At 54.5% G+C, this 12,644-nt stretch carries 9 protein-coding genes; 2 read left to right on the top strand and 7 right to left on the bottom strand.

All coding sequences use genetic code 11. From position 1 onward, the window contains the following. Nucleotides 1-87: 87 nt before the first annotated feature. The 4 genes from OEV49_11805 to OEV49_11820 form a co-directional block, all read right to left on the bottom strand. Entirely contained in the window at nucleotides 88-942 is an 855-nt protein-coding gene (locus tag OEV49_11805) for a class I SAM-dependent methyltransferase (GenBank protein ID MDH3891759.1), read from the bottom strand. 477 nt (nucleotides 943-1,419) lie between these two features. Further along, nucleotides 1,420-1,737 carry a TusE/DsrC/DsvC family sulfur relay protein gene (locus OEV49_11810; protein ID MDH3891760.1) on the bottom strand — a complete coding sequence of 106 codons (318 nt, stop codon included), beginning with the start codon at nucleotides 1,735-1,737 and terminating at the stop codon, nucleotides 1,420-1,422. A 506-nt stretch (nucleotides 1,738-2,243) separates the two neighbouring features. Continuing rightward, on the bottom strand, nucleotides 2,244-2,570 hold the full coding sequence (locus tag OEV49_11815; protein MDH3891761.1) for a PEP-CTERM sorting domain-containing protein: 327 nt from the start codon (nucleotides 2,568-2,570) through the stop codon (nucleotides 2,244-2,246). A gap of 228 nt (nucleotides 2,571-2,798) precedes the next feature. Further along, nucleotides 2,799-3,422 carry a PEP-CTERM sorting domain-containing protein gene (locus tag OEV49_11820; protein MDH3891762.1) on the bottom strand — a complete coding sequence of 208 codons (624 nt, stop codon included), beginning with the start codon at nucleotides 3,420-3,422 and terminating at the stop codon, nucleotides 2,799-2,801. A gap of 1,063 nt (nucleotides 3,423-4,485) precedes the next feature. On the opposite strand from OEV49_11820, the gene OEV49_11825 reads away from it, so the two are divergent. Continuing rightward, entirely contained in the window at nucleotides 4,486-5,685 is a 1,200-nt protein-coding gene (locus OEV49_11825; protein MDH3891763.1) for a hypothetical protein, read from the top strand. Nucleotides 5,686-5,749: 64 nt separating this feature from the next. On the opposite strand, the gene OEV49_11830 is transcribed toward OEV49_11825, so the two are convergent. The 3 genes from OEV49_11830 to OEV49_11840 form a co-directional block, all read right to left on the bottom strand. Next, nucleotides 5,750-6,550, bottom strand: coding sequence for a hypothetical protein (locus OEV49_11830; protein ID MDH3891764.1), 801 nt, complete (start codon nucleotides 6,548-6,550; stop codon nucleotides 5,750-5,752). 127 nt (nucleotides 6,551-6,677) lie between these two features. Then, a complete protein-coding gene (locus OEV49_11835) occupies nucleotides 6,678-8,828 on the bottom strand; it encodes a T9SS type A sorting domain-containing protein (GenBank protein ID MDH3891765.1) in 2,151 nt (716 codons plus the stop codon). Further along, nucleotides 8,825-12,019, bottom strand: coding sequence for a S8 family peptidase (locus OEV49_11840; protein ID MDH3891766.1), 3,195 nt, complete (start codon nucleotides 12,017-12,019; stop codon nucleotides 8,825-8,827). The genes OEV49_11835 and OEV49_11840 overlap by 4 nt, the downstream gene beginning before the upstream one ends. Nucleotides 12,020-12,021: 2 nt before the next feature. On the opposite strand from OEV49_11840, the gene OEV49_11845 reads away from it, so the two are divergent. Further along, nucleotides 12,022-12,318, top strand: a complete 297-nt coding sequence (locus tag OEV49_11845) for a hypothetical protein (protein ID MDH3891767.1) — start codon at nucleotides 12,022-12,024, stop codon at nucleotides 12,316-12,318. The last annotated feature ends 326 nt before the right edge of the window (nucleotides 12,319-12,644 follow it).

Consider the following 12,644-nt stretch of genomic DNA (forward strand, 5'->3'; position numbering starts at 1 on the left):
TTTGGTAGGTCAGGTCCTTTATGGACCTGACGCAGGACAACAAGTCAGGACCACAAGGGTCCTGACCTACAAAGGGCGCCATCCAACCTACATGACTCTGCCAGTCTTCTCGATGATCAGGTACAGCCGGTTCGTCTCGGCGAGTGGATCAGGGCTGCAATCCAACTTGTCCCATAGCCCGACCTTGTCCCAAGTAAGCAAGGGATAGTTGCATACGAATCCTGAAGGGCTGGAAGCTCTAAGTGTCCACAGTTTTTCGATCGGTCGAGCCAGGGCAACAGTGTCTCCCGCAAAAAAGAACTCGGAACGAAACCGGACATCCGTCGATTCCAGTGAAACCATGAGATTACAGCAGTCGTTTTCATCGACCAGACCGTTCACCAGATGCTCTTTCAGAAACGGATGATCAGTGTGGAATGCCCGGCGATGGAGGTCGAACAGCCTTCGTTCCAGCTTAAGGTGCAATTGAGACTTGTACGGCGTGGACAAGAACAAATACCGGCTGGTTACCCGCAGCACCTCCTTCAGGAAGTCACTGCGTTGATCCGGAGGAACATGCTCCAGGACATCCAACGAGACCACGCAGTCGTATTCGTTGTCCGCGACCGGAAGCGTCTTGCCATCGTAAGTAATGTCCGCCTTTCCTGAGATATTGGCCACATCGATGGAGGAATCTGAAGCCTTCAGAAAGTGTCTAAGTTTTCCCGATAATCCGCCCAGATCCAGGATGGTTCTGCAAGCGTGATACTTGATAAAGGATGCAGCCAGATAGTGTCTCTCGAAAGAATCGAAGCCGTTGAACAATTTGTATGTGGCGGCTATGAGGTTACCAAGACGGTTGCCCTCAGCCGCCGCCCTGTCAAAATCGAATAATCGAAAACCACTCCCCCGCTCGGGTACCGATTCGCGGGAATGAAGTGTGTCTTTGAACGAGATGTTCATCCAGCCCCCCGGTTCACACAAGATATGAGACTCCTCTTCAAAAGAGGATCATGGTTGTACTAATTATTGTCGTCAGTGCTTCGTGAGCTTATAAGGGTAACACAATCGTCGGTCTCCAGTTTGTGCAACATTTGTGCAATACTGACTCCGGGCCCCTCTAACCGCCAACCTGCCTCTCCCCTTGAGGCGTTTTGACGGAGTTCTCAAACAGAGTTTCGGTGGGTCTTGCCCAGCAGCGCAGGCTGATTCGTGTGACCCGCCGCTCATGTCTGACGCGCACTTAGGTGTCAGGTCACAATCCCGCTGGAGCGAGATTAAGACCCAACACCACGGCACACCGGGTTTTTCAACAAGCCTCTGGGCCGGTATTCCATTGTCCGCTGAGATCGCGGCGAAACGGCTGGAAACGACAAAAGCCGCCAGGCTATCTGCCCGGCGGCTCTGTCACTCTCTGTCGGTCTGCGTATTTTTTTGCGCCTACACGCACCCGGTTGGCTTGGCCATTCCCGCAACTTTGCAAAGCCCAAGGGCCGGACCCGACGGGAACAGCTCGTATACTCTGGCCAGCTTGAAACCGGTCTCCAGGCAGAGCTTGCGGATCAGCGGGGCCGAGTCGAATCTCAGGTAGTAGGCGCGGATATATTTGATCAGTTTCCAATGGTCGTCGGTCAATTCGTCGACCCCTTCGCTTGTGGCCAGCGCCTTGGCGACTTCCTCATTCCATACTCCCGGATTTTGCATGAATCCGAGTTCATCTATCTCAAACTGAATATCGCCTTGTCTCACCGTCGGCACTTGCAGTTCTCCATCGACCATTTGCCGGCTGCGCTCTTCGGGGCCGCTGCTCAGCCGGGCTGTCGTGTTGTTTTGCTCCCTTACTTCACAATATCGGCAGACTTTGTGAAAAAGGTAACAATCTCTTTGGGGCCAATCTAAACATTATCTCTGTTTTGTCAAGAGGTTTTAGCTGATGCAGGACTAAAGAGGTCACCTACACCCTTTTCTCTGTTCTTGACAATGCCAACCTTAACATGTATTATATAGACCAACATAGTACGATATCAATCGTGCTCGTTTGGTCTGCCCGACCGGAGGTTACAATGTTCAAGAAGTCCGCGCTCCTGTTTGTTGGCTGCATACTATTGACATATCTGACCTGGTCTACCTGGTGGACTTCATGTTTTCAGGCGGTCCCGCCCCGCCGGGTTGTTAGAGGGTGTACGAGAGTATCAGACCGGACTTTGCTTCCCATAGAAAAACCGGCGCATGGCCGGTCTTCCAGAGCTTTGAATCTGTATCTTTCAGGTAGTCTTGTTTTGTCGGTGTCGCTGCAGCAAGCCGATACCGATCAACCCGGCAATCATCAGGGCGATGGTAGCCGGTTCCGGGACGGACGTGACGGCGTCGGTCGGCGGCTCATCGGTTGCAGACGACGTCTTGTATAGGTCGGCACCCATCGGTCCGTTGCTGTGGAAGTCGCCATAGCCGCCGTTGGTCCACTGGTTAATATTCTCAACATCGCCACCAAGATTCGTGTGAGGGGCGGGAAATCCGAACGACGATGATACTGTCGCTATCAGAATGATGATGGTGGCAATTGACGAGTATTTTGTGAAGTTGCTTTTCATTTGCACGCTGCCTTAGCTACTAGTTAACTCAAACGACATAGTAGCAAAACCCTTACCGAGAGCGGCAGTACTGCCGGGCAGCAACTTACGAGGATATTATTGTCCAGTTTGCACAGAAGGTGTGCTCTTGGTGCACTTTTTGAGAAAAGCGATCTCACGCCACACTATCGAAACACGAAAAAACCGGCCCGAAGCCGGTTTTGGAAATCGTCAATTGTCATGGTAGAATCAGGAGGCGTTGGCCTGACGTCGTCGACGCTGAAGTATGGCGATGCCGAGCAGTCCGAGAGCTAACAAAGCCAGCGTGGCCGGCTCCGGAATCGCGGAAGTATCCCCACCCTCATAGTCCATCATGAAAACGGCCAGATCTACCCTGAGGTAACCATCACCGGCATCCAGATCAACGTTGAGTGAACCATCGGTCCAGTGTACATGCTGAGCAATATCCGGCGCCCATTTATTTGAGTTATCCAGAAAACGCTGGTTGGTCGGGTCCCAGCCCAACAATCCTTCGATAGCTGTTTCGCTGCCGTCGTTGGAGACCCAGACACCGTCGATATAGAGTCGAGCCCGCAGGATTTCGTCGGTCGGCAGAGGCATCACTGTCGGTGTTGAGTGACCCCAATGAAGCCGGTCGGTGTACTGGTCGGAGCTTTGATCCAGCGAACTCAGGAATTCATCGGTTTGTGTGTATGAGAAATCGACCACAGAGGCAAACATATACTCATGCTGGTCCAGAAAGAATGTCCAGTCCTCCTGGATGTTCTCTGAGTAATGCACGGTCGGAAAGGCCATGGCCAAAGATGCTGATAGCAGCACAATAACAGCAATCATTCCAAGAAGTCTATACATACAACAGCCTCTGTAGAAACTACGTTTTCAATACACTATTCCGCAAACAATGAAAGCAAAAACCGGGCCGCCACACACGTTGTTGCACAACAATAACTTACAAGCCATCGATAAGCACGATGCTGTCCATGTTGTTCATAGTTTGAGCACTTAGTTGCAAACCGCTTCACATATACCTGATTGGATGGGGCTGATGAGGGCGGTCACATATGGCTTCAGGTTCAAGTGCCAGGGTGGCACCCTCAAAGCCGCTTTGGGGGTGATGAATCACTCTTTGCGCTCCGCGCCGATAGTGACAGCATTCATAAGTGAGCTGGGCAGTGCCCGCGAAGCGCGAGAAACAGGCTTGCCTGTCGCCCCAGACAAGCAGGCTGTGTCGCCCGGGCAAGTTCCTCCGGTTCCTGCGTTCGCCGAAGGCAAGTGTTTGAACCGGAGGTTTCAAAGGGATCTCATCCACACCGCCTTAGTGAGAATCGCAGGGTCACAATCCCGACTTCGTCGAGATCAGGACCCTGCGAAACCACATTATGACACAGCCTCAAGGTCTGGACCGGAGGAAATCAGCAGGAAAGATCGATGGTTCGACTCCGCTCACCATGAGGTGATGAATCACCTTCTGTGCTGCCCTGTGATAAATGACTTTTTCGCGCTGGCCCCGTTAGCAGTCCGGCCCTGAGCGCCCTCCAACCTCAGCCTGATCGCCATCAATCCCACCCGGCCCAAAGCCTCTGGTTGGGCTACCGTCGTATTCAGTTTGCAGGTGCTGTCAGGCGACTCGCCTGACGGTCTTAAGGCTCGTGAGCAGGCGTCGGGCGGGGTTGTCCAACGCCACCTGACAACCAGCAAACCGTGGGAACGAGCACCCGGCCCAAAGCGAAGCAACAGTCTTGATGACGGACGTTTGAGCATGCCGCCCCAGCCTCTACGAACCCACTGGTAGCTATCCATAGCCTGAATTCTGAGGCTCTGAGGCGCCAAACCCGTTGCAAAACGGCCGTAGATTGCCGATATTAAGGCAGATGGGAAAGTCTTGCCACGGTTCACCCGTTGGAAAAGGAGAATCATGCCGCAAATTGCAAGAATGCTGCGATTGAACTTGCTCACCCTCACCATTTTGATCTCCCTCTGGTCGACCGGTCACACGGCGACGGATGCGATCAGCTATCAGGGACGGTTGACCATGGCCGACGGCAATCCCGTCTCCAACGGTCAGCATTCGATCCAGTTTGCCATTTATGATGACTCCCTGGCCGGCCAGCAGCTATGGAGCGAGACGGCGACTATAGTAACACTCAATGGATTGTTCACTCATCTGTTGGGCACGATCAATCCCCTGCCGGATGAATTGTTTAAGAACCCTGATCGGCTTTACCTTCAGGTCGTATTTGAGGAGGAGTCGATCGAGCCGCGTTCGATCCTGACCGGTGCTCCGACCGCAGGCGTCGCCAGTGATCTGATCGTAACCGACCACAACGACACTCTGGTGATAGAGACGGATGCCCTTCAGCGCCGCCTGTCCCTGTTCGATCAGAAGGGTCAGGAACAGGTCAAACTTCAAGGCAGCGGGGCCGGTGGGCAGGTGGTGCTTAACAACCAGGATGGAACCACAGGAATCAGTTTGCACGGTGGGTTGAATGGTGACGAAAGTGTAGTGTTGCCTGATTCGTCGGTGAGCAGTTCGGAGATCATCGACGAGACCGGCTATGTGACCTGGATCAATGTCAATCCGGTAACGATGGTCACGCTTGAGATGACCGACCTGATAAACCTGGAGATTGAGACCCCGGCTGACGGCTATATCGTTCTTGAAGGCAAATGCTATGTGGAGCTGAGCGGGACCACAGGCCCCAATGTGGCACTGGTACAAATCGATGCAAGTGAGGGGGGCGGCTCGCAGTTTCCGTATTACACTCTGGCCGGGCTGGGTGGCTATGTAAACACCAACGAATCATATTTCCCCGTCTATGTGACCCGTGTTTATTGGAGGCAGGCCGGAGTACATTATTTCCGCATGGAGGGTCGCGCCAACAACGCCGCACCGGCCCTGGCCCGTAGTTGGGATCATATCCTGACCGCGGTGTTTTATCCCACCAGCTACGGTGTGGTCAGTAAAGTGTCGACGACGCCTGACGGTCACCCCAACGCCACACCGCATGACATCAAAGACCCTCAGGACCCTGATGGTCGCTCTCGCTTTTACCAGATGGACATGCGCTACTTCGAGCGTCGATCGAAGGATACTACCGATAGGTCGAATAAGTAGGTTGGAACCCTCTTGACCTGAAAAACCGCACACGGGACACATTTCCAACACAAGGGTCACAATGTTAATCATGCTCGCCACATGGCACCGGTGGCGGTCCGCCTGAAAACATGAAAGCATTCAAGTAGTCAACATCATCGTCGTCAATTAGACCATCTCCATTGACGTCGGCTTGTTCCAGGCATGGCGGCGGCGGTCCGCCTTCGTTGACGTATTCGGTCAACCAAACCAGATCACCGATATGGACGGGTCCCGCCCCTTTGTCCTCCACATCGCCTCGAAAGCGACAGCACCAGGGTGGTCGGCCGACCGTGAAACAGTGCGGCCCGTCCCACGATGGCCAGATGCGGTCCGAGTTGTCATTATTGGCAACCCATTGCCACACATTGTTGGGCGGATAAAAACTGGAATCCAGACAGACCGTCTTGCCTTCGTGCTCTGCATCGATCGGACCGATGCTCAGAGTTATCGCTACGGCATCGAAATATGGGGGAATGCCGGTCGATTGGTCCCAGTATATCCCGGCAAACCCGACTGTGTCGGCGCCCGAACCGGTTACACCGTCATAGACGACCCACAACATCTGGAACATGGTAGTGTCGATAGCCCCGGTCCAGTCGCCTGTAGACGTACTCCAATGGGCGCCGCTATTTGAGTAGATGCGAAAGCCGTTGCTGATACCCTTGCATCCGAGTGAGTCGGTGGTCATACGCACCCGGAACATGATGCGCTGTCCCCAGGCAATGGAATTTGAGTCGTGCAGACCGTCAACATAGTCCAGCGAAACCGCTTGTCCGCGAACCATGGTTGCACTGATGAGAATGGACACCACGAACACCAAGCCTAGGATCACCACCGTCCTCATACACTCCTCCGATCAAGTTCGTACATCATTCGGGTAAGACCTGGCATCCCACAAAAAGTCTACGGTTGTGTCCAATATACGCAGTCGGCAGAGCAGTGTCAAGGTCGGGTGTGTTGCGCCGGAGCAGCTAGCGCATCAAGAGCATCTTCCTGGAGGCACGCTGATCGCCTGCGTTGATGCGATAGATGTATACGCCGCTGGCTACCGGTTGGCCTTGATCGTTCTGAGCATCCCAGGCCACAGTGTGGAGTCCGGCGCCTCGTTGGGCATCAAGCAGGGTCCTGACCGTCTGGCCGAGCAGATTGAAAACTTCCACGCGAACCTGCTCAGGCTGCGGCAAGGTGAAATCTATAAAAGTAATCGGGTTGAACGGGTTGGGGTAGTTCTGCGACAGTCCGAAGCGATCAGGTACCGGTGGTTCAACATGCACCTGATGGATTCGATCCCGGTGCAGGTAGTACAGGTGAATCGATCCCCCGCCCGAGGTAGCCACGACCCGGCCATCGGTGGCCAAAAACTCCCCGGCTCGGCCGCCGTGCGCAACCAATCCGGGCGGCGATGTGGCAAGATCATAGATGGCCACACCATCGACGCCAACAGTGTAAAGACGATTGTCGTACAGTACGCCATCGGTTACCGGCAAGGTCAACGGAGTTACTTCCTCCACGACCGGAAAGACAGGGTCGGAACAATCAACGTAGGTCATATCGTCATAAGTAAAATAGGTCAGTCGGCTGTCCCGGACGTGCAGTTGGAAAGCCGGGATAGCCAGATCGATCTGTGAAAGCCACATCAGGGAGAGATCGTCGTTCACCCGATAGATGCTAATGGCATTCTTACCGGTTGACACATAGAGAACCGAATCGGCCGTGGCTACCGAGAGCACTTCTCCAAGAAACGGCCAGGTTGCTGCGTGCAAAATGCCGGTGGAATCATTGATGGGATATATGCTGATCGAAAAGGCTCCTCTGACCATCACAGCCGCGCCGTCGTTCAGCCAATTAGGAAGGTATTCCAGGTCGACCGCATCGTTGGCATCGACCGAGACCGAACCCTCCAGATAGTATTCGTCCGGATCGCTGCTTGACGTAATGAACGCGATCCTATTTAGACCGTGATATAGAACAATCAAACTGTCACCGTTATGATCCAGCGCGGCCACGTTCTGGAGACCGGGGTATACGGTAAAGTCCAGTCGTGGTGTCCGGCGCCAGCGATCAAGGCTGAAAACATCGATCGGATTGGATTGTCCGCCGGTGTACAACCGATCGGCGTGCAGGGACATACCGCGAACGGGACCCGGTCGATCATAAGCGATGCGCGACTGACCGGGATCGGCAAGCGAATACATCACCAGTCCACCGGTCCGGCCCGGCAGAATCAGATATGGCAGGTCATCGAGATAGAACAGGTCGCCATCCGGGCGATCATCGTCGATCTCGAAGGTGGTGCGTTGAGAATGATCTGCGCGGTCCATTAACTGAACGACGCGATCACCGACCAACACGAACTGGCTCTCAGTCATCAGGACCTTGACGACCGGCACTCCCCCATCGACTGACTCCACGATTCCTGAACCGGTCTGGCCGAAACGTCCGAACAGGATTCCATCGTTGATCGCCGCGATGATAAACTCCTCACCGGCTCGACCGAACAAGGCGGCGCGCTGAGGCACAAACAGATAATCAACAAACCGCCCAAAGCCCGCACCGGCCAAATCGTAGCGTATAACGCCGTTGTATTCATCGAGTCCGTATAGCGTGTCGCCGGATATTTCCAGTTGTGTTACCAATACCGGTTTCATGCTGGAATCGGCGAACCGGATGTCGTAATGTTCATCGATGCTGTACCTGAGGATACCTGAGAACCAGGCCGACACGTACAGGTCTTGTTCGTGAATGTCAAAATCGGACAAGGGTATGCCGACATCAACGGCGCCCAAGCGGGACAGACTGGGTAGATGACTGATATCGACTATAAGCAGGCTGTCACGCATGGTGTGAACGAGCAACAACCCATCGCGCACTTTCATCTGAACCGGCTCGTCGTCAAGAAACAACTGCTGGACCTGCACGAAATTCGCGTTGCCGAGGTCATACCGGCTGACCACAATCCCCTCCGGCGACAGGGCCAGTGCAAAACTGTCAACAATGGTCACGGTATGGAAACGGTTCCACAACAATGTCTGGTCGGGCAACCGGTCGATCCCACCGGCGTAGGCGGTCGCGGTCATGACAATACAACCTGCAACGACCAACCACCAGCGACGGATTTTCATTTTACGAGTACCATTTTTCTAGTCATGGTTTTATCGCTGGTCTTCATACGGTACAAATAGACGCCCGTCGACAATCCCGTGGCATCGAAGGGTACGCTGTATTCACCCACTTGCATCTGTCGATCAAGTAGAACGCGCACCTCTTGACCGAGGATGTTGAACACGCGCAGATCGACATGAGTGCTGCGCGGCAGACTGAACTCGATGTTCGTGACCGGATTGAACGGGTTTGGGTAGTTCTGACTAAGGGTGGCTCTCACGGGAAGACGGGTCGGTTCGTCATCGACGCCGGTCGGCAGAAGCGAAGGCGGAAGGATACCTGAGTTACGATTATCAACGAGAAAGCGGCCTGTGTTCAAGCCGTCGTCATAGGCGGCGTCGAAATCCCACACCAGGATTTCCAGGCCGTCGCTCACGATAATCAGTTCGACCAGGCCGTCGCCGTCGAGATCGTCCACCAAGGGCGCATAGCGGGACGAAAACACCTGGGTCGGACGAGTGGGAGTTGCCACCGGCCAGTCTGGAAGCGGTTGGGCCAGATGATCGAGAATGAAAATCTGCTCGGTACCGGTTCCCGGCAGGATGTGCCCGGCGCGAATCATGATCTCGGGAAACTCATCACCGGTCAGGTTGGCTACGGTGGGCGTACCGAAGGTCACCGCTTCCGTGAAAGCCGCCGCACCATTGTGTGCTTCGTCGTCTATGTAGGGGCTGCCGTCGGACCGGTATATATAAAGAGACGCTATGTCGTACTCAAAGAACGTGCAGAGTATCTCCGGTATGCGGTCAAGGTCAAGGTCGGCCAGAATCGGATAGGAACCTATCCAGAGTTCGACCCCCGGAACTTTCACCGGCCAGCCGGGCAGATCGTCGACGCCGTTGGTCTTGACCCACATGGTCATATCACCCAGCGAGTCGCGCCCCAGCACGACTACTTCCGGCAAGCCGTCGTCGGTGAGGTCGCCCACCGCCGTGCCGTAGACTCTCGGTGAACTTTCAATGGTCGGCGCCAGCATATCGTAAGCAGGCAGGCCCGTGCGGGCGTCGAACAAACCCAGTCCGGTGGATGGCTCCGGTGAACTATAGGAAGCTACCACCTCGTTTAATCCATCACCGTTCAGATCGGTCGAGGTTACAAAAGGCGAGGTGGGACCGCCGTGACTGTAGGAGTCGGATATCCTTGGGTCAAAGGATGCAAACAAACCGCCCAACGAGTAGAAATACGGATCACCGTTGAATTCATAGGCCATGATCTGACCTATCTTGTTCAAAAGCACGATGGCTGAATCTTCCCCGATCCCCAACTGTGTTACGGTCATATTTGGATAAGCATAACCGAAAGGTATCTGCCCCGTAAATACTTCCACCGGCCAGCCATCGGCGTAACTTCCGTCGTACTTGAAGACATGTAAACCGTCGCGACTGGTACAGATGATTTCGTCCTGACCATCCCGGTCGACATCGTAAATGGCCGGGACGCACCGAACATCGGACGTATCGGCCACCGGGTAACCCTCGACCAGGTCGCCGTGCGCATCAAACATGTAGAGCCCGGCACTGGTGGGAATCACGATTTCACGCACACCGTCCCTGTTGAGATCGGCACAGGCGGCCGTAACTCCGGGACGGCCGGCAATACTACGCGGCCAGCCGTCGGCGAAGGCTGAGACGACCTGAATGGTCGCCGAGTCGATCTGTAGACCGGAGGCGAAGTATCCATAGAGATAAACGCGGAAGAGACCGGTATCCACTCCGGACACCGACCAATCGAACAACAGTGAGTCAAAGTACTCACCGGTGGAACCATCCAGCCGCACGAACGGTCCGGGCTGTTTGCGGTAGGCAACAAACATGGAATCAAAATCCGGACCATAGGCGCTGCCGATTATAGGTATATGGTATTTGAGTTCGTCGTCGGTCTGTGGCGAGGTTATCTCAAGCTTTTGACTGCGCACATGAACACAATTGGTGAATGAATGGTTGCCGTACTGATCGGTCAGTTTGAAATTGATGAATCCCTCCAGAGTCGGATCATCGAACAAAAAGGCGACAGAATCAGGCGGCAACTCCCCCCCCGAGGCCAGGTACTGCCAGTCGTCGGAACCCTGGCCGATTGAGAAGTCCAATTGCCAACTCCCCTCGTATCCAACCACTCCGGCGATTCGAACCGAGAAATCCTCGGTATACCTTTGGCGCCTGATCGGCGAGATCATTTGAATGCCGCCGTGCCACAAAAGATCATACGACGCCGACAGGTCGAGATAACCGTAGCCTGAGATCGTATCGGGACCGACCAACGTGTCACCCTGGTCAAGTGGGTCCAAAAGATCAATCGCGCCCATTCTCAGAATCTCTTCGAGTTCAGCCAGAGACAGGTCCGGTCTGGTGCCTCTCAGAAAAGCAGCCGCCCCCACTACCATGGGCGCCGCCATTGAGGTTCCATCGGCCAAATAGTAAAGACTGTCTTCACCGACTATCCGAACATCCGGTTCGCCGATGGCTGCATACATGTCCGTTCCCTCGGCGCGCAGCGAGAGTATGTCCAGGCCCGGCGCTACAATATCGACATGGGCGCCCCAGGTTGAGAAGTCGGTCATGTTGCCCGAAGAGTGACCCGCAGCCACAGTAAAGGTGGAATCATAGGCGGCTGGGAAGAATCGGGTGTTGTCGCCGGTGTTGCCGGGAGCGACGGCTACGAAGACGCCATTGAGACGGGCGAATTCCATGGCCTCTTGCAGCAAGCCGGACTCGAACGGTGTACCCCAACTTATGTTGATCACCTGGGCGCCGGCATTAACGGCGTATATGATTCCGGCCACACCAACCGCCGTGGTGGCATTGGGTCGAATTTTGACGGCCATGATTTTGGCAAACGGCGCTACACCGGCGACACCCAGCGGATTTGAGTTGGCCGCAATAATTCCGGCAATATGTGTGCCGTGGCCGACCTCGTCGGTCGGGTCGTTATCGCCGATGGGATTGAACAAAGTCTGGACGTCTCCGGACACGTCGTAGCCCAGCGTGTCATCGACAAAACCGTTGTGATCGTCGTCGACCAGGTTGCCCGGGATTTCGTCGGCGTTGACCCACAGACGTCCCTCCAATTCCGGATGCAGCAAATCCACACCGGTATCGACAATCGCCACCACCACTTTGGTCGTCTCGGCCGGGGCATCCAGTAGAACCGCCACATGTGCAGGTCTACATCGGCCAGCCCGGACTTGAAAACAACGGTGTCATTATAGGTGCCCTCACGTCGGAAGATTCCAAGATAGCTCTGGCCCTCATTATAGAGATACCATTGGTTGTCAAAAAACTCGTCGTCCGGCATCGCGAAGAACTCCAAGTGATAATCCGGCTCCACATATTCCACGTTCGATTCACCCAACATGCTTTTGACATCGGCCACGGCGGCCGCCTTGCTGTCGGTATAGAAGATGTGTACTCGCTCGAAACCGGCGCCTTTGATAAGCTGGGGTTTCATCTGTAGCCTGGTAAGCGGCTCCAGCCGGTTGCCTTTGCTCAACCCTTTTGATACTACATCAAGACGAACGTTGGATTTCAGTTTGACGATGAATTTGCCGGGGATGGGACCGGTCGGGCCGTTTTCACGGTAGACGGCTTCGCTGCTGGACACGAAAACGGCAGCTAATACCAGTAGATTAATGAGCGTTCTGATCACCTTGTACCTCATGAGCTTGTAATCATTAAACATTGCGCCGTGAGGGGCCGGCGTCAGGACCTTTCATGTACAAGACGATCTGCGCCATCGATTCGTTTAACCTCCATAGTACTTGTAAGATACCGGCAATCAAA

This window comes from Candidatus Zixiibacteriota bacterium, assembly GCA_029860345.1.
In the GTDB taxonomy this organism is placed as follows: Bacteria; Zixibacteria; MSB-5A5; order GN15; family FEB-12; genus JAJRTA01.